General features: G+C 39.8%; 18 protein-coding genes. All 18 read left to right on the top strand.

Annotated features, from left to right (window positions below; translation table 11 throughout):
• The first annotated feature begins 109 nt into the window (after positions 1 to 109).
• The 18 genes from potD to ABN099_RS12570 all read left to right on the top strand — a co-directional run bounded on the left by potD (position 110) and on the right by ABN099_RS12570 (position 17,865).
• Positions 110 to 1,153, top strand: coding sequence for a spermidine/putrescine ABC transporter substrate-binding protein PotD (potD, locus tag ABN099_RS12485; RefSeq protein ID WP_349464137.1), 1,044 nt, complete (start codon positions 110 to 112; stop codon positions 1,151 to 1,153).
• 154 nt (positions 1,154 to 1,307) lie between these two features.
• Positions 1,308 to 2,222, top strand: coding sequence for an aromatic amino acid DMT transporter YddG (gene yddG, locus ABN099_RS12490; RefSeq protein ID WP_349464139.1), 915 nt, complete (start codon positions 1,308 to 1,310; stop codon positions 2,220 to 2,222).
• A gap of 230 nt (positions 2,223 to 2,452) precedes the next feature.
• Entirely contained in the window at positions 2,453 to 3,727 is a 1,275-nt protein-coding gene (locus tag ABN099_RS12495) for a bifunctional O-acetylhomoserine aminocarboxypropyltransferase/cysteine synthase (RefSeq protein WP_349464355.1), read from the top strand.
• A gap of 442 nt (positions 3,728 to 4,169) precedes the next feature.
• Entirely contained in the window at positions 4,170 to 4,757 is a 588-nt protein-coding gene (locus ABN099_RS12500) for a TetR/AcrR family transcriptional regulator (RefSeq protein WP_349464140.1), read from the top strand.
• 26 nt (positions 4,758 to 4,783) lie between these two features.
• Entirely contained in the window at positions 4,784 to 5,671 is an 888-nt protein-coding gene (locus ABN099_RS12505; protein WP_349464142.1) for a transcriptional regulator, read from the top strand.
• A complete protein-coding gene (locus ABN099_RS12510) occupies positions 5,671 to 6,189 on the top strand; it encodes a FidL-like protein (protein ID WP_349464143.1) in 519 nt (172 codons plus the stop codon). Before ABN099_RS12505 ends, ABN099_RS12510 begins: the two co-directional genes overlap by 1 nt.
• 680 nt (positions 6,190 to 6,869) lie before the next feature.
• Positions 6,870 to 7,148: a BMC domain-containing protein gene (locus ABN099_RS12515; RefSeq protein WP_004249182.1), complete on the top strand. Its 279-nt coding sequence runs from the start codon at positions 6,870 to 6,872 to the stop codon at positions 7,146 to 7,148.
• A gap of 20 nt (positions 7,149 to 7,168) precedes the next feature.
• Positions 7,169 to 7,453, top strand: coding sequence for a BMC domain-containing protein (locus ABN099_RS12520; protein ID WP_349464145.1), 285 nt, complete (start codon positions 7,169 to 7,171; stop codon positions 7,451 to 7,453).
• Between the two features lie 14 nt (positions 7,454 to 7,467).
• Positions 7,468 to 7,746, top strand: coding sequence for a BMC domain-containing protein (locus ABN099_RS12525; RefSeq protein ID WP_064721255.1), 279 nt, complete (start codon positions 7,468 to 7,470; stop codon positions 7,744 to 7,746).
• A gap of 71 nt (positions 7,747 to 7,817) precedes the next feature.
• Positions 7,818 to 9,482: an acetaldehyde dehydrogenase (acetylating) gene (locus tag ABN099_RS12530; protein ID WP_349464146.1), complete on the top strand. Its 1,665-nt coding sequence runs from the start codon at positions 7,818 to 7,820 to the stop codon at positions 9,480 to 9,482.
• A gap of 26 nt (positions 9,483 to 9,508) precedes the next feature.
• Positions 9,509 to 9,772, top strand: a complete 264-nt coding sequence (locus tag ABN099_RS12535) for a EutN/CcmL family microcompartment protein (RefSeq protein ID WP_064721253.1) — start codon at positions 9,509 to 9,511, stop codon at positions 9,770 to 9,772.
• A 7-nt stretch (positions 9,773 to 9,779) separates the two neighbouring features.
• A complete protein-coding gene (locus tag ABN099_RS12540; RefSeq protein WP_349464148.1) occupies positions 9,780 to 10,928 on the top strand; it encodes a 1-propanol dehydrogenase PduQ in 1,149 nt (382 codons plus the stop codon).
• Between the two features lie 56 nt (positions 10,929 to 10,984).
• A complete protein-coding gene (cutC, locus tag ABN099_RS12545; protein ID WP_349464149.1) occupies positions 10,985 to 14,416 on the top strand; it encodes a choline trimethylamine-lyase in 3,432 nt (1,143 codons plus the stop codon).
• A gap of 100 nt (positions 14,417 to 14,516) precedes the next feature.
• Positions 14,517 to 15,467 carry a choline TMA-lyase-activating enzyme gene (gene cutD, locus ABN099_RS12550; protein ID WP_349464356.1) on the top strand — a complete coding sequence of 317 codons (951 nt, stop codon included), beginning with the start codon at positions 14,517 to 14,519 and terminating at the stop codon, positions 15,465 to 15,467.
• Positions 15,468 to 15,477: 10 nt separating this feature from the next.
• The gene (locus ABN099_RS19085) at positions 15,478 to 16,050 is read left to right on the top strand and encodes a BMC domain-containing protein (RefSeq protein ID WP_432807513.1); all 573 of its coding nucleotides are present in this window, start codon (positions 15,478 to 15,480) and stop codon (positions 16,048 to 16,050) included.
• Positions 16,050 to 16,694, top strand: coding sequence for a phosphate propanoyltransferase (locus ABN099_RS12560; RefSeq protein WP_349464151.1), 645 nt, complete (start codon positions 16,050 to 16,052; stop codon positions 16,692 to 16,694). The genes ABN099_RS19085 and ABN099_RS12560 overlap by 1 nt, the downstream gene beginning before the upstream one ends.
• 17 nt (positions 16,695 to 16,711) lie before the next feature.
• Complete coding sequence (locus ABN099_RS12565) at positions 16,712 to 17,416, top strand: hypothetical protein (RefSeq protein WP_349464152.1); 705 nt, start codon at positions 16,712 to 16,714, stop codon at positions 17,414 to 17,416.
• Between the two features lie 35 nt (positions 17,417 to 17,451).
• A complete protein-coding gene (locus tag ABN099_RS12570) occupies positions 17,452 to 17,865 on the top strand; it encodes a DMT family transporter (protein ID WP_349464153.1) in 414 nt (137 codons plus the stop codon).
• Positions 17,866 to 17,923: the final 58 nt, after the last annotated feature.

Genomic DNA, 17,923 nt, shown 5'->3' on the forward strand with positions numbered 1-17,923 from the left:
ACGTATTAGTACGATTTTTCGTACTTTTTGGGGTCTATATGACCAATCTGTTGGAGGTAGGCTGACCGCCTATTTGATATTAACGCATCAACCACTGAAGGAAACATAAATGAAAAAGTGGTCCTCTGTGCTTGCTGCCAGCGTAATGGCATTAAGCATGGGCACAGCATCGGCTGATGATAGTAAAACATTATATTTTTATAACTGGACGGAGTATGTGCCGCCTGGTTTGCTTGAACAGTTTACGAAAGAAACTGGGATTAAGGTGATTTATTCTACCTATGAATCCAACGAAAGCATGTATACCAAACTAAAAACCTATAAAGATGGGGCTTATGATTTGGTAGTTCCTTCAACTTATTTTATTTCTAAAATGAGTCATGAGGGAATGCTACAGAAAATCGATAAATCAAAATTAAGCAATTTTGCTAATCTTGACCCAAGCTTATTACATAAATCTTTTGATCCTGAAAATGACTACTCCATCCCTTATATTTGGGGAGCAACAGCGATAGGGATTAATGGCGATGAAATTGATGCTAGCAGCGTCACTTCATGGGCTGATTTATGGAAACCTGAATATAAAGATAGCCTACTGCTTACTGATGATGCGCGTGAAGTATTTCAAATTGCACTGTTAAAGCTAGGATATTCTGGCAATACCACTGATCCTAAGCAGATTGAAGAAGCTTATAAAGAGCTACAAAAGTTAATGCCAAACGTATTAGCTTTCAACTCTGACAACCCTGCGAACCCTTATATGCAAGGGGAAGTTAATTTAGGGATGATTTGGAATGGCTCGGCATTTATTGCACGAGATGCTGGTGCTCCTATTGATATGGTGTGGCCAAAAGAGGGGGGTATTTTCTGGATGGATAGCCTCGCGATCCCTGCTAATGCAAAGAATGCTGAAGGTGCCCATAAACTTATCGACTTCTTACTGCGTCCTGAAATTGCTGCAAAAGTCGCTGAAAATATTGGTTATCCAACACCTAACTTAGCAGCACAAAAACTACTGCCAAATGTTATTACTGAAGATAGCTCGCTTTATCCAAGTGAAGAGATCATTAATAAAGGTGAATGGCAAAATGATGTGGGTGATGCCACCATATTATACGAAAGCTATTACCAAAAACTAAAAGCAGGGCGTTAATATTTAGCTTATTTTGAAAACCACCTATTAAGGTGGTTTTTTTTATAAGAAAAGCGTAATACTTTCGATGTACTTGAGCGCGTGATAAGAAATTGACCACAATTTATTTTACTATTCTACGTAATGGCAACCATTTAAACATAAAGGCACAAAAATGTTATCTAGTTCATCAAAAGGGACATTGTATGGTGTTGTTGCCATCTTACTCTGGAGCACGATCGTTGGATTAATTCGTAATATCAGCGAATACTTTGGGGCTGTGGGGGGAGCTGCTCTGATTTACTCGACGGGAACGCTTTTTCTTCTTTTGATCTTAGGTGTGCCTAAATTATCACTGTATCCCAAAAAATACCTTTTCTGGGGTGGTTTACTATTCGTTACCTATGAAGTCTGTTTATCATTAGCCCTTGGTTTTGCTTCAGATAGAACACAAGCAATAGAGCTTGGTATGGTTAACTATTTATGGCCAAGTTTTACGCTGGCATTGGCAGTCTTGCTTAATAAACAGCGTTTCTCTATTTTATTGATTATCGGATTATTATGTTCATTTAGTGGGTTAGTTTGGGTTGTTAGTGGGGATAATCCTCTCACTATTGAAGGTTTATGGCAGAATGTTCAAAGCAATCCATTAAGTTATATATTGGCTTTTTCAGGGGCAATATTATGGGCGTTTTATAGCAATTTAACTCGCCTTATATCTGGTGGTTATAACGCAATAGTGCCTTTCTTTTTACTCACCTCGTTGGCGCTTTGGGGACAATATCTGTTTTCATCCCCCGTTGAATGGGTAATAAACAGTAAAAGTATCACTCTGTTATTGGTAACGGGTGCCGCTATTGGACTTGCCAATGCAGCGTGGACAGTTGGTATGATAAGAGGCAATGTGACATTACTTGCAACGCTTTCTTATTTCACCCCAGTTATCTCTACGGCATTCTCGTCTTTATTACTATCAACAGCGCTCTCTTTCTCTTTTTGGCAAGGTGTAATGATGGTAACTGGTGGCTCTTTAATTTGCTGGCTAGCGACTCGTCAAAAAACGATTAAACCCGTAAAAATAGCCAAATAATACCTAATTTACCCCTTTAATCAGCCAAATTGAGCACTAATCAGTGAATGGATTTAACCAGGCTAATTTGTATATTATTAGAAGTTGAAATTTTTTCACTATGCGACAAGTGAAATATCGGCTTATCTATATTACTTATAAAATGAATAGTCACACTTAGAACATTCTAACTAAATAGAAAGAGTGGGCTAAGTAATATGATAAGAGCAAATGCAACAAAAGGGATTGCCATGAAACTTGAAACACTTTCTGTCCACGCCGGTTATTCACCTGATCCAACCACAAAAGCAGTCGCTGTACCTATTTATCAAACCACGTCGTATGCGTTTGATGATACCCAACACGGTGCTGATCTGTTTGATTTAAAAGTTCCCGGAAATATTTATACCCGCATAATGAACCCAACCAATGATGTATTAGAAAAAAGGGTTGCAGCATTAGAAGGTGGAATTGCATCTGTTGCAGTGGCATCCGGTATGGCGGCGATTACTTACGCTATTCAAACTATCGCCCAAGTAGGAGATAATATTGTCTCTGTCGCTAAGCTTTATGGCGGCACCTATAACTTAATGGCGCACACTTTTCCCCGCATTGGTATTGAAGCACGTTTTGCACCTCATGATGATATTGCAGCACTGGAAGCACTAATTGATAAGAACACCAAGGCAGTATTTTGTGAAACCATTACAAATCCAAGCGGTAATATTGTTGATATTAAAGCATTAGCTGATGCTGCTCATCGTCATGGAGTGCCACTAATTGTTGATAATACCGTTGCCACTCCTTATTTATGTCGTCCTTTTGAACATGGTGCCGATATTATTATTCACTCTTTGACTAAATATATTGGTGGTCACGGTAACTCTATTGGCGGCATTGTGGTGGATTCAGGCAAGTTCCCTTGGGCTGAACATAAAGCACGTTTTGAAATATTAAACACACCGGATGTTTCTTACCATGGTGTCAATTATGTTGAGCACTTTGGTGCAGCGGCATTTATTGCCCGATGCCGCGTAGCGCCACTTCGTGGAACAGGTGCTGCATTATCACCTTTTAATGCTTTCTTGATTTTACAAGGTTTAGAAACGCTGGCGTTACGCATGGATAGGCATACTGAAAACGCGCAAAAAGTAGCGGAATATCTGCAAAGTCATCCTCAAGTGGTATGGGTAAAATATGCAGGATTAAGCAATCACCCCGAACATAATTTAGCCGTGCGTTATATGTCAGGTAAGCCAGCGGGCATTCTCTCTTTTGGTATTAAAGGTGGAGCAGAGTCTGGGGCGAAATTTATTGATGCCCTGCAATTAATTGTACGCTTGGTCAATATTGGTGATGCCAAATCACTGGCTTGTCATCCAGCATCAACTACCCATCGCCAATTAAATGATGAAGAGTTAGAACGCGCAGGTGTATCACGAGATTTAATTCGCTTATCAATAGGTATTGAACATATTGACGATATTTTAGAAGATCTAGAGCAGGCATTAAAATTAAGCATTTAAAATTTAAATAACGAATTAATAAAAAAGAACCTCATTATATTTAATGAGGTTCTTTTTCGATGGGAATATTTTAACGAAACTCAAATACTCATTTTCGTTAATTAAAATAGTTATCAAACATAATATATTCATGATGCAATGGTATTAATTTTTTTTAAATTACTTTTATTATAGGTAAGTAATATTATTGATAAAAAATAAACCATTATTTCTAATGGTTTTTATTTCTTGATAATTATCAATTGTTATTGTGTTTTACTTAAGTGATTATATTGTTTAAATCAATCTTTACTATTTTATTTTATATTTTCAAAAATAGTATAGTTAAATAAATAAGGGAGTGTGAAGTGAACGACATTATTTATAATTAATCGACTTGAGTCTAAAAGGGATTGATTTCGATCAATAAGGAACATACCGACTGGTCGGTATCATCCATATTATGAATACAACTGCGCATCACCGAAAAAAAGATCCTATCCGAGTTCAAGAGCAATTACTGGAAGCGGCTAGTGTTATTGTTGCTAAAGATGGGATCGCGTCTTTATCTTTAAACGCAGTTGCAAAACAAGCTGGCGTAAGTAAAGGCGGATTGCTTCACCATTTTCCGGGCAAATTAGAGCTAGTTCATGCGGTATTTAAGCGTTTGTTAGCTATTATGGATAGCCGGATTTCAGTGATTATGGAACAAGATCCTATTAATGCTGGTCGCTTTTCACGTGCATATTTAACCTATATTTCGGATTTAAAAGAGTCAGATGAAAGCCGTCAATTGGCAATACTCTCTTTAGCGATGCCAAACGAGCCTATTATGCGTAAATGCTGGCGCGATTGGATGCTAGAACATTTAGCTAAAGGTGATGAATTAGATAATAGCTATTTAGGTACGTTAATTCGTTATGCCGCTGATGGGCTTTGGTTATCTGAATTAACGGAAGGTCCAACTATTTCACAAGAAGAACGTAATGCATTAGTAGAAAGATTATCAAAGATGACTTTTGACTATATTTCTCATACAGCAAATCAGTAATTTTAATCAGGATGAATGAGGGCACAATGAAATACAAAATAAATGCCTTGATTTATTACGACGCAACGGATGGCGCAATATCATTAGAAAAAGAGAGTGTAGATACACATCTTTCTATTACCGCTAATGCGTTACTATTTTACTTTATTCAGCATCCAGGTGTGGTCAATCGTGATGATGTATTAAAATGTGTTTGGGATGACAATGGGCTTGTCTCTTCAAATAGCAATTTAAACCAATATTTGAGTTTATTACGAAAAACGTTTCGCCATTATGGTATTGAAAATATTATTGTCACTATTGCCAAAGGACGATTAGAGTTTAATCCGGATATATCTGTTGAGTTAATTGATGACTCAACATTATTGCCAGCAACTCAATTCAATACAGAAGTAGCTGTCGCTGAGAATGAACAACCGTTATCGGAAAAAAACACAACGGATGTTATATCAGCAGATATATCAGCACATATAACATCAGAAGAGAGCCAAAGTAGTAAAGAGGATCTGTTATCGGAACATTTGCAGCAAAAAACAACGCGCCCAGATATTTGCTGGTATTTGGCAAGTGCTGGCTTTCTTTTTGCAGCACTCTTTCTTGCTATTGTCACTTTCTTTAATCAACACCACTCAAAACCTATTACGCTTACACCATTAACGCATAATAATTGTGAATTACTCTCTAATGAAGCGATGATTAATTCAGCAGTAAGCGATAATTATGTACAAAATTTTGATGCCGTAAGAAATAAGCTCAATTTACAATGTGTGAACGGTGAGCGTTTTGTCTTTTTCTATGGCGACAAATTACAAACCAATGGGTTAGGGCGCGTATTTCTTGCCCATTGTGCAAAGAATGAAGATAACCCTTTTAGTTATTGTGATAATTACTTCTACTATTCTTGGAAATACTAATGAAAATCTCAGGGAAACTTTTATGCCTGCTTTCGGCCCTGATTTTTATCTTGGTCGCATTATATTCAGCAACAACATTCCTTTCTGCAAAGAGTGAGGGGGTGATGGTCTGTTCTACAAAAGGCATTATGCGTTTTGAGAATATGGAAGCTGAAAATGTAAACGGCAATTTTCACTTCTCATTTGGTGCAAATGGCAAAGGTTCTATTGTTGTTGAAGGCTATACAGATTCGAAAGCGGGTTGGCTCTATTTACAACGTTATGTGAAATTTGATTATACCACGAAGCGAGTTTCACCCACTGAACGCCACTACTTTGTTAGTCAGTGGGAGTCTAGTGCTTCTTCTATTGATGAATCTCCAGATGTTATTTTTGACTATTTTATGCGTGAAATGTCAGATAGCCATGATGGGCTGTTTCTTAATGCTCAAAAGCTTAATGAAAAAACCATCTTATTAAGTTCGCTTAATTCTCCACTCTATATTTGTACCTTAAAACCGGGCAGTAAATTTGATTAACTGTCCTGATTATCTCATTCTATTTTTATAAGGTGGCATTTCTATTGCCACCTTTTTCGTTTATTTAAAACCTGATTTATTGCTTTCAATCCACTGACCTTATTCTGTTTATTATCGTGTTACTACTTCGACTCCTCTTATTCTCTCTTATCCACCTTTGTTATTCGTATCGATTATCTGAATGGCTTTTATGGTAGAGAATGATAATGCCCGCTTTTTTATAGCTGCCACGAAGATTGAGATTTGATAAATACGTTATCAATAAAAAATAGCACGATTTGTATATAGACTTGATTTAGCCTTTTTCGATTATTGATCTCACGTTGAAATATCAGTGATATCCCGCACATCTTTCCTGACTTTCTATACTGGCTTTTTGCACCTTTTCAACATCCTCCTAACAAAGTTAATTCGTCTTTTTTTTAATCTATTTTTTATAAAACCCCATAAATTTAAAACCATGTAAAAAGGAAATTATCAGCATTAATAGATAAATGCGGGCATAAATAACGCTAAATACCAGAGTTAAATGCTATATGTTTCAACATTCTGGATTTATATGTTGTTTTGTTTTTTAGCCGTTATAGTGGTTTTGAAACCAAAGTCTGCGTTTAAAAAATCACCACGCAGACACAATGGGCAAACGTAAACCGTTAAACGGCTTCTCGGAGGAAATGAAAATGGGTGATGCATTAGGTCTGATTGAAACCAAGGGTCTGGTGGCATGTATTGAAGCCGCTGACGCTATGTGTAAAGCCGCGAATGTTGAACTAATTGGCTATGAAAATGTTGGTTCAGGTCTCGTGACTGCGATGGTGAAAGGCGACGTAGGCGCAGTGAAAGCTGCTGTGGATTCAGGTGTGGAGTCAGCACAACGCGTGGGTGAAGTGGTTACATCGCTCGTGATTGCTCGTCCTCACAATGACATCAACAAGATTGTTATCAAGCACAAGGCATAGTTTTTGCCGCAGGAGAACGTATGGGTGATGCATTAGGACTTATTGAAACTCAAGGCTTAGTTGCTTGTATTGAAGCAGCTGATGCGATGTGTAAAGCCGCCAATGTTGAGTTAATTGGCTATGAAAATGTCGGATCTGGCTTAGTAACCGCCATGGTGAAAGGTGATGTAGGTGCAGTGAAAGCTGCCGTAGAGTCCGGTTTAGAATCAGCTCAGCGTGTTGGCACAGTAGTGACTTCATTAGTAATCGCTCGTCCACACAACGATATTCAAAAAATCGTTGCCCAGTACAAAGTGACTGAATAACGAAGGAAATTGATATGAAAGAAGCTCTTGGTCTTATTGAAACCAAAGGTCTTGTGGCATGCATTGAAGCGGCTGATGCAATGTGCAAAGCCGCCAATGTTGAACTGATTGGTTATGAAAACGTCGGTTCAGGACTGGTTACTGCAATGGTTAAAGGCGATGTCGGTGCGGTAAATGCAGCGGTTGAGTCTGGTGTTGAAGCGGCAAAACGTATCGGCACTGTGGTGACTTCTCGTGTTATTGCAAGACCACATAACGATATCGAGAAAATTGCCGAGCAGCACAAAGCCTGATTATTCAGGTGCAGTAAAGCAAAAAAACAAGTTATTCAGCTAAATTTTTTAACTCCTGTTTGGGGGATACCATGGTTGCATTAGATAAAGATTTGCAATCCAGACAACTGGCTCGTGAGCTAGTTCGTAATGCGAAAAACGCACAGCAAATTTTTGCTAAATTTTCGCAGGAAAAAATCGACAGTATTGTAAAACACATCGCATTTGAAGCCGCTCGTCATGCAGAAGAGTTGGCGAAAATGGCAAATGAAGAGACAGGCTTTGGTAAGTGGGAAGACAAAGTACTGAAAAACACCTTCGCGTCATTGCGTGTGTATGAACATATGAAAGATATGAAGACCATTGGCATTATCAATGACGATAAAGTAAAAAAAGTCATGGATGTGGGCGTGCCTTTAGGGGTTATCACTGCACTGGTACCTTCAACTAACCCAACTTCAACCATTATCTATAAAACGTTGATTGCCCTAAAAGCGGGTAATGCGATTATTTTCTCACCACACCCAAATGCAAAACAGTGTAGTTTTCGCACATTAGAAATTGTGAAAAAAGCGGCATTAGAAGCGGGTGCACCAGAAGGTATTGTTGATGGTGTGACATTACTGACTCTGGAAGCAACCAAAGAATTAATGCACAGCAAAGATGTGTCATTGATCCTCGCGACGGGTGGTGAAGGCATGGTACGTGCGGCTTATGCTTCAGGTACGCCAACGATCAGCGGTGGTCCGGGTAATGGTCCTGCATTTATCGAACGTAGTGCAGATATCAAAAAGGCAGTGAGCGATATCATCACCAGTAAAACATTCGACAACGGTGTTATCTGTGCATCAGAACAGTCCATCATTGTAGAACGTTGCATTTATAACGAAGTACATCGCGAATTATTAGCGCAAGGTGCTTACTTTATGAATGACGAAGAAGCAGCAAAAGTCGCTTCAATGTTACTGCGTGCAAATGGCACCATTAACCCAGCGGTTGTGGGTAAAGATGCAATTTATTTAAGCCAACGTGCGGGCTTTAGCGTACCAGCAACGACGCGTGTATTAATTGCGCTGCAAGATACGGTTTCACCAAAGAATCCGTACTCACGTGAAAAACTGTGCCCAATCTTAGGGATGTATATTGAAGAAGATTGGAAATCAGCCTGTAGTCGAGTGGTTGATTTGCTGACTAACGAAGGTTTAGGTCACACCTTAGTGATTCATACCCAAAACGAAGATGTTATTCGTCAGTTCTCTTTAGAAAAACCAGTAAACCGTATTCTGATTAATACCCCAGCGGCATTAGGCGGTATTGGTGCAACAACCAATATCACACCAGCATTAACGCTAGGTTGTGGTGCTGTTGGTGGTGGATCTAGTTCTGACAACGTAGGTCCAATGAACTTGCTGAATATTCGTAAAGTCGGTTATGGCGTGCGTACTATTGAAGAGCTAAAACAGCCTTGTCCTTTAGCACAAGAAGCTGCTCAGCCAGTTGTTCCTGCTTGTTCTGCTGCAAGTTCAAATCATCAAACAAGCATCCTTGAAGACGCTCGTTTTCAATCACCTTCTTTAACGCCAGTTCATGCTGAATGTGCAACTGCACAGCGCCAAGTACAAGGTGATGATCGCTTCGGCGCAACATCTTCCTACGCTGTAGCAAGTACATGTGTGCAACAAGCAGCACAAGGTGATATTACCGAAGAAAATGTGGAACGCATTATCAAGGAAGTTCTCGGACGTCTGAGTAAATAACTCATTGATATAAGGCGATATAAACCATGATCCTCGCAAAGGTAATCGGACACGTAGTAGCGACACAAAAAAGCCCTGAGCTCAAAGGCAGTAACTTACTGATGATAGCAACTTTGGATGATGAGCTTAAGCCACTGAAAAACAAAACCTATGTTGCAGTGGACAGTGTAGGTGCAGGTATCAACGATGTTGTGTTGGCTGAAGAGTACTTTGCACTGAACAAAGATCGTTACAAGGCGATGTCAGTGGTTGCCATTGTTGAGAAGGTTTATCGGGACAGTAAGGAGTAATAACGACATGAGTGAGTTTCTGATAAAACCCAAAATTCAGTTTGGCACCAATGCACTGAGTTTTCTCTCTGGGTTAACTGCCCGCCGCGCATTTGTGGTGACAGATAAAGCAATGGTGAAGTTTGGCTTTGCAAATAAAGTTACCGACAAGTTATTGCAACGGGGTATCGAGTTTCAAGTCTACGATGATGTGGCATCTGATCCTGATATTTCAGCCATTGTCAGTGGTATGAAAATCATGGATGCCAACTATCCTGATTTGGTTATCGCACTCGGTGGTGGATCAGTGATTGATGCCGCGAAAGCCGTTATGTACTCCCTCTGGCACACCCGTAAAGAGAGCAACAGAACAAAACCACAATTTATTGCTATTCCAACCACCAGTGGTACAGGTTCGGAAGTGACCTCTTTTTCAGTCATTAAGTCACGCAGTGAAAAGCTGGTATTAGTTGATGAGTTTATGTTGCCTGATGTTGCCATTCTCGATCCTGAGCTGGTGAAATCTGTACCACCTGCAATTACCGCAGATACAGGTATGGATGTGCTTTGTCATGCATTAGAAGCCTATGTTTCTAAAGCGGCATCTGATTTTACCGATGCGATGGCAGAGAAAGCCGTCAAGTTAGTGTTTAGCCATTTGATTGATTGCCATCATCAAGGTGAAAACCTGTTAGTGCGCGAAAAAATGCATAACGCCTCTTGTATTGCTGGCATGGCATTTACTAACGCCTCACTGGGAATTACCCACAGTCTTGCACATGCTTTAGGGGGTGTTTTCCATGTACCTCATGGTCGAGCTAATGCGTTATTGATGACCCATGTTGTTGCCTTTAACGCCAATCTGCATGGTGATTGTGGTAGTGAAGCAGCAAAACGTTACGCCTATCTTGCTCAAAGCTTAGGACTTCCGGCTAATACGGTAAGAGAAGGGGTAACCAGTTTAATCGTCGCCATTAATGTATTGAAAGATGAAATGGGTATGCCGAAGAGTATTCGCGATACCGGTGTCAGTGAAACGGATTTTTATGCCCGTTTAACGGAGATGGTCGGACAGGCTTTACGTGATAGTTGTACGCCGACAAATCCGCGTGACGTGAACACACACCAATTAGAAACATTGTATCGTCAGGCATTTGCCGGTGTATCACACAGTTAATGCTCAACCGAATGAATACCGATTAGGTCAAGTAAAGAACATCAGGAGAGCCTCACATGGCCAAATATTCTTTGACGCCACGCGTAAAAATGCTGGCAGAACGTTTAGTCTCACGTAATAGTTCGATAAGCACAGAACGTGCAACCATTTTTGATTCATTAGACAGCAGCATTGCTGGTGTGCCACAAGCAATTAAACCCGCACAACGTTTTTATGAATTTATTCGTCATTTTCCAAGCTATATTGCACAAGATGAACTGCTCATTGGTAGCCAATCATCTACACCACGTGGTGCTATTTTTCATACTGAAGAAGAAGTACGCAGTGCATCGATTTACCGCTTTTTAAGTGGTCAGAATAGTATTGGATCGCCAGATTATATGCTGGTGGTTAACCAAGGCTTTTTAGCGATCAAAGCACAGCTTGAAGAGAGAATTAGAAGCATTGGCAGTGCCGTAAACCGTAGCAGTATGGATGAAGCGAATTTCTGTAAATCAGCCATTTATGCTTGCGATGCAGCACTCTATTTTGCCCAAATTCTTTCTGCTAAAGCGGAGAATTTAGCGGCGATGGAAGGTAATCCATACCGCAAAGCTGAGCTACTGGAAAGTGCCGCGATTTTACGTAAAGTACCTGCAAAACCTGCAGAAACATTTAAAGAAGCAAGCCAAGTATTCTATTTACTGCAATTAATCTTACATCTGGAAAACGGCAGCTATGCGGTTAATCCAATGGGATTTGATAAAGCGTTATATCCATTCTATCAGCGTGATATTGACCAAGGTCGTTTAACACAAGCACAAGCTTATGAAATTGTTGAAAGTTTATGGCTGAAATTGGCTGAGCTTTCAGAAGTTCGTGCAACGAAAGAAGTTGATGGCTATCCGATGTTTGATGCGATGGTACATGGCGTTGATATCAATGACTCTCGGGTTAGCATTAATGAGTTATCTGAAATGTTATTGTCAGCACGCGCTAACCTGTCAACATTACACAGTTCACTGCAAGTTCGTTTATATAACGGACGCATGAATAGTCAGCCTCAATACTCAGCACCATCAGCAGGTTTTGTTGCACCAACGGCACAAGCGGATAGCGAATGTAAAGTAATGGAAGGTTTAACGCCTCGTTTACAACGTTTACGTAACCGTTATTTAGAAGCGCGTCCAAGTGTCTCTATTTATAGGGCATTAGCGTTTACTGAAATTGTGCGTGAAAACCCAGGCTTACCGCCAATTTTACTGCGTGCTAAAGCATTCCGTCGTGCTTGTGAAACTGCACCTATCTTAATTCAAGATGAAGAGCTGATTGTTGGACACCCTTGTGGAAAACCGCGTGCTGGCGCTTTCTCTCCTGATATCGCATGGCGTTGGGTTCGTGATGAACTAGATACCATGAGCACGCGCCCACAAGATCCCTTTGTTATCTCTGAAGAAGACAAAAAAGTTATCCGTGAAGAGCTAGTTCCTTTCTGGGAAGGTCGCTCTCTTGATGAGATTTGTGAAGCTCAATATCGCGAAGCGGGTGTGTGGGAGTTTAGTGGCGAAACGTTTGTCAGTGATCTCTCTTATCACCAAATCAATGGCGGTGGCGATACTTGTCCGGGTTATGACGTCTTACTATTCACTAAAGGTATGAATGGTATTAAAGCCGATGCTCAGGCAAAGCTGGCTGAATTAAATATGGATAATCCTGCTGATATCGACCGCATTTATTTTTATAAAGCATCGATTGAAAGCTGTGAGGGTGTTATCGCTTATGCGCATCGTATTGCTGAACATGCGCGTGAATTAGCATCAAAAGAGAGCAATCCACAACGTCGTGAAGAGTTACTGACCATAGCGCAAGTTAACGAAAACGTACCCGCTAATCCACCAAAAACGCTGCAAGAAGCACTGCAAAGTATCTGGACTGTTGAATCACTGTTTGAAGTTGAAGAGAACCAAACAGGTCTCTCTTTAGGTCGTTTAGACCAATATTGTTTCCCAATGTATGAAAACGATATCAAAACAGGGGTTTTAACTCGAGACCAAGCACTGGAAATGATGCAAGCCTTTATCATCAAATGTGCTGAACTAATGTGGATGTCGAGTGAGTTAGGTGCGAAATATTTCGCTGGCTACCAGCCATTTATCAACTTAACGGTGGGTGGACAAAAACGTACTGGTGGTGATGCCTGTAACGACTTAACATTCCTTATTATGGATGCGGTGCGCTTTGTAAAAGTGTATCAACCATCACTGGCGTGCCGTATTCACAATCAGTCACCGCCACAATATATGGAAAAAATCGTTGATGTCGTTAAAGCTGGTATGGGCTTCCCTGCATGTCACTTCGATGATTCTCATATCAAAATGATGCTACGTAAAGGCTTCGACTTTGAAGATGCGCGTGACTACTGCTTGATGGGTTGTGTTGAACCACAAAAATCAGGTCGTATTTATCAATGGACTTCAACAGGTTACACCCAATGGCCTATCGCCATTGAGTTTGTGCTTAACCGTGGTCGTATGGTGCTGTTTGATAGCTACCAAGGCTTAGATACTGGCGACCTACGTGACTTACGTACCTATGAAGATTTCGACAGAGCAGTTAAAGAACAAATTGCGCATATCGTTCGTTTATCCGCAATTGGTACGGTTATTAGTCAGCGTGTACACCGTGATGTTGCGCCAAAACCATTAATGTCGCTGTTAGTTGAAGGTTGCATGGAACAAGGTAAAGACGTTACTGCGGGTGGTGCGATGGTTAACCACGGTCCAGGTCTTATCTTCTCTGGCTTAGCAACGTATGTCGATTCAATGGCGGCTATTCGCAAACTGGTTTACGACGATAAGAAATATACCTTAGAACAGATCCGTGATGCGCTATTAGCTAACTTTGAAGGTCATGAAGAGCTATTACGTGACTGCTTAAATGCGCCGAAATTTGGTAACGATGATGATGTTGTTGACCAATATGCGCTAGATATTACGGAATGGACTGAGCGCGAATGTCGTAAATACAAAATGCTCTACTCCACATTGAGCCACGGCACGCTATCTATCTCTAACAACACACCAATTGGTGAATTAACTGCAGCGACACCAAATGGCCGTTTAGCGTGGAAACCATTATCAGATGGTATCAGCCCAACTCAAGGTGCTGATAAACATGGTCCAACGGCGATTATCAAATCAATAAGTAAGATGAATGTTGAAACTATGAACATCGGTATGGTTCATAACTTCAAATTCCTAAAAGGCTTGCTAGATACCAATGAAGGTCGCCAAGGTTTAATTACCCTATTAAGAACCGCTTCAATTCTGGGTAATGGTCAGATGCAATTTAGCTATGTCGATAATGAAGTGCTGAAAAAAGCGCAAATTGAGCCTGAGAAATATCGTGATTTAATCGTCCGTGTTGCTGGCTACAGTGCTTACTTCGTTGAATTATGTAAAGAAGTTCAGGATGAAATTATTAGTCGTACTGTGATTGAGAAGTTCTAAATCACCCTAAAGGGATGGCAAAAAGTCATCCCTTAAATCGACAAAATAAGATTTAAATTTATCGAACAAGGACGTTTGATGCTGATTTGGAGGCGTAATGATGGAGACGGCAGCAGAAATTAGAGGGCGGATATTTAATATCCAGAAATACTCTATTTATGATGGTGATGGTATTCGTACTCTGGTTTTCTTAAAAGGCTGTAATATCCGCTGCCCTTGGTGTTCAAATCCAGAAGGTCTTAGCAGTGAATTTCAAGTGATGTACTCCCACGACAAATGTGTTGATTGCGGTAAATGCGTCGATGTTTGTCCTGCCGGTGTGCATTACATGGCAACCAATGAAAATGGTAAACAAGTTCACCGTGTTGATCGCGCAATAGATTGTATTGGTTGTCGTAAATGTGAAGAGGTCTGTATTTCAGATGCACTTGATATTATGGGAAAAGATGTCTCTGTCTCTGAATTAATGTCGATCATTATGCAAGATTACGATTTCTATGTCTCTTCAGGTGGTGGCGTCACTATCGGTGGTGGTGAGATGAGTTTACAGACTGATTTCGCTGTTGCGCTGTTGCGTGAATGCAAAAAAATGATGATCAATACCGCTGTGGAAACACAAGCGACCACTAACGTGGCGAATTATGAAAAATTAGCGGAAGTCGTTGATCAATTTCTTATTGATATCAAACACATTGATACTCATCAGCATAAAGCGTTATTTGGTATTGGTAATGAAAATGTCCATCGTAATTTAGAAAGATTAATGGAGTTAGGCGCAAATGTGGTTATTCGCATGCCATTAGTGCGTGGTTATAACGACTCTTACGATGCCATTACAGGGGCGATTAATTACGCAATGGAACTCTCAAAACGCGGCAATATTCAGCGTATTGATATTCTTCCTTATCACCAATTTGGACGTAATAAATACCAAAAATTGGAAATGATCTACCCAATGAAAAACGATCCAAGCTATACGCCAGAAGAGTTAGATAGTTTAGAAGCCTTCTTTAAGAAGTTTGATTTCGATATCCGTCTTGTCCGTCACTAAGTAGGAGAGAATGATGAAAAGCTTAGGTGTTATTGAAACACGAGGATTAACCGCCGCCATTCAAGCCGCAGATGCAGCTTGTAAAGCGGCAAATGTTGAAATTATTGGATACCGAAAAGTAGGCTCAGGATTGGTATCTGTCTGTTTCCAAGGTGAAATCAGTGCCGTTAAAACAGCGATTGATCATGGTGTTGAAGTGGTAAGTCAATCTGAATTAGTGATTGGATCACTGGTGATCGCAAGACCTGAGCCAAGTGTTATCACTAAATTATTGACTATTAAAGGTAAGAAAAAAGACCAACATGCTGAGGCTGTTAAACCTCATGTTATCGCTAGCAAAACGGTTAATACTAAAGTTGTAGATGCTAAAGCTGTTGAAACTGAATTGATTAAATCAACAGTAGAAAACGGTGTAGAAAAATCAGCAGAACAAGCGGTAGAAAAACCAGCAGTATCTTTATCAGTAAAAGCAGCGGCTGATCCTCTTATACAAAATGTGGCATCTGAAACTAAAGCAGTAACAGATAAAACAGGGCAGAGTAAGAAAGAGAATAAATCAGAGAGTCGTAAAGGTAAAAAATAATGATAAATCAACAGCTCATGGGGAAAATACTTTCACGATTACCCACTCATAGCGATGTTGTCGGTAATCTTAAAGAAATGGCAATTCCCGTTGGTATTTCTAATCGCCATGTACATCTTTCACAACAAGATGTTGAAGCATTATTTGGCAAAGGTTACCAACTCACCCCGTTTAAAGATCTTAAACAACCGGGTCAGTTTGCAGCAAAAGAGTGTGTGATTGTGGTGGGATCTAAAGGTTCAATTAGCAAAGTGCGTGTTTTAGGACCTGTTCGACCACAAAGCCAGTTAGAAATTTCGAAAGCGGACTGTTTTGCTTTAGGTGTTAAAGCGCCAGTACGTGAATCGGGAGATTTAAGGGGCTCGGGTCAAGCTGTATTAATGGGACCTGCGGGGCATGTTGAACTAAAAGAGCAAGTGATTTGTGCCCAACGCCATATCCATATGAGCGAAGTTGATGCAGCAGTATTAAATGTCACTAATGGGCAAAAAGTACATGTCAAAACAGAAGGTGAACGTAGCCTGATTTTTGATGAAGTGGTTGTTCGCGTAAGTAGCCAATTTTCCTTGGAATTTCATATTGATACTGATGAAGCAAATGCGGCTGGTTTGCGTAACAACGATAGCGTATTTATTGTCAGTTAAGGCAATGAGGTGGCGTAATGGATAATCAATTAATAGAAAGGATTGTTGCCGAAATAGAAAAGAGAATGAAAAAATCGGTGTTGTTGGCATTAACACCCGCTGCGGGATATCAAGACGAAATTTGTCAGCGTATCGGGACTTTTTCAGCACTTCGTTTTTCTCTTTTTGTCACCGAGTCGGCAAAAGATTATCACGATTTGGCAAAGTGGCGTCATCTGGGGGATATGCACAGTGCTAATGAATTTAATTTAAATTTATTGTCGCCTTATCAAGCACTGTTTATCCCTTTTTTAGATAAGAAGCTGGTGGGTGAAATTGTTAATGGATTATTTATTAGTGAAGAAGGGCAGCTAATCCACGCGGCTCTTGCACAAAATATTCCTATTATTGCATTACCTTATTTCTGCCAACCAGAAAGTGAATTAAATGAGATTTTAGGTTTAAATAAAAATAATCAATATAACCTGCTTATTCAGGAAAATATTAATCGATTAAAATCAATGGGTGTGATTTTTTGCTCAATGAATGAAGTTGAAGATAACTTAGCTAACTATGAAATTAATAATAGAGCTAGCCCTGAATATAAACCTGAAATAAAGAAAGAACATAGTGATCGCTATATTACTTTGAACGAAGTAATGAATAAGCCCGGAGAATATAGTTTATCTCAAGATAAATTAACTGATTCTGCAATTGAATATTTAAAAAGTTTTAAAAATTAATCTTAATCTATACCCAATAATTCAGGAGCTTTATTATGTCACCAAAAGCAAAATCATGGCTTTGGATGCTAGCGGTTATTATTTCAGAAACATCCGCCACTTCTACATTAAAGATGTTTGATAATAGTGAAGGTACAACCAAAACATTACTATTAGGTCTTATTGTTGTTCTTTATGTTATTTGTTATTACTCATTATCACGTGCAGTTAAAAATATTCCTGTTGGTTTAGCTTATGCTACATGGTCTGGTACAGGTATTTTAGTGGTCTCTTCTTTAGGGATGGTTTTTTATGGTCAGCACCCTGATACCGCAGCAATGATAGGTATGGCAGTTATTGCCAGTGGTATTGTGATTATGAATCTCTTCTCAAAAATGGGCTCAGAAGAGGAAGAAGAAACCGCACAGACACCACCGGTTAAACAAGCTACATCGTCAGCCAATAAATAACTCTATTTATTCGCAGATAAATAATAAATAAAAACGTTATTAATATAAATAAGGATAA

The organism is Proteus hauseri (assembly GCF_040139125.1).
Classification (GTDB): domain Bacteria; phylum Pseudomonadota; class Gammaproteobacteria; order Enterobacterales; family Enterobacteriaceae; genus Proteus; species Proteus hauseri_B.

Bases quoted from the DNA above. Each gene is read 5' to 3' on its own strand.
- ABN099_RS12565 (WP_349464152.1), top strand. From the start codon at position 16,712: ATGGATAATCAATTAATAGAAAGGATTGTTGCCGAAATAGAAAAGAGA.
- cutC (WP_349464149.1), top strand. From the start codon at position 10,985: ATGGCCAAATATTCTTTGACGCCACGCGTAAAAATGCTGGCAGAACGT.
- ABN099_RS12500 (WP_349464140.1), top strand. From the start codon at position 4,170: ATGAATACAACTGCGCATCACCGAAAAAAAGATCCTATCCGAGTTCAA.
- ABN099_RS12495 (WP_349464355.1), top strand. From the start codon at position 2,453: ATGAAACTTGAAACACTTTCTGTCCACGCCGGTTATTCACCTGATCCA.
- ABN099_RS19085 (WP_432807513.1), top strand. From the start codon at position 15,478: ATGATGAAAAGCTTAGGTGTTATTGAAACACGAGGATTAACCGCCGCC.
- ABN099_RS12525 (WP_064721255.1), top strand. From the start codon at position 7,468: ATGAAAGAAGCTCTTGGTCTTATTGAAACCAAAGGTCTTGTGGCATGC.
- potD (WP_349464137.1), top strand. From the start codon at position 110: ATGAAAAAGTGGTCCTCTGTGCTTGCTGCCAGCGTAATGGCATTAAGC.
- ABN099_RS12515 (WP_004249182.1), top strand. From the start codon at position 6,870: ATGGGTGATGCATTAGGTCTGATTGAAACCAAGGGTCTGGTGGCATGT.
- ABN099_RS12570 (WP_349464153.1), top strand. From the start codon at position 17,452: ATGTCACCAAAAGCAAAATCATGGCTTTGGATGCTAGCGGTTATTATT.
- ABN099_RS12535 (WP_064721253.1), top strand. From the start codon at position 9,509: ATGATCCTCGCAAAGGTAATCGGACACGTAGTAGCGACACAAAAAAGC.
- ABN099_RS12560 (WP_349464151.1), top strand. From the start codon at position 16,050: ATGATAAATCAACAGCTCATGGGGAAAATACTTTCACGATTACCCACT.
- ABN099_RS12510 (WP_349464143.1), top strand. From the start codon at position 5,671: ATGAAAATCTCAGGGAAACTTTTATGCCTGCTTTCGGCCCTGATTTTT.
- ABN099_RS12530 (WP_349464146.1), top strand. From the start codon at position 7,818: ATGGTTGCATTAGATAAAGATTTGCAATCCAGACAACTGGCTCGTGAG.
- yddG (WP_349464139.1), top strand. From the start codon at position 1,308: ATGTTATCTAGTTCATCAAAAGGGACATTGTATGGTGTTGTTGCCATC.
- ABN099_RS12520 (WP_349464145.1), top strand. From the start codon at position 7,169: ATGGGTGATGCATTAGGACTTATTGAAACTCAAGGCTTAGTTGCTTGT.
- ABN099_RS12505 (WP_349464142.1), top strand. From the start codon at position 4,784: ATGAAATACAAAATAAATGCCTTGATTTATTACGACGCAACGGATGGC.
- ABN099_RS12540 (WP_349464148.1), top strand. From the start codon at position 9,780: ATGAGTGAGTTTCTGATAAAACCCAAAATTCAGTTTGGCACCAATGCA.
- cutD (WP_349464356.1), top strand. From the start codon at position 14,517: ATGGAGACGGCAGCAGAAATTAGAGGGCGGATATTTAATATCCAGAAA.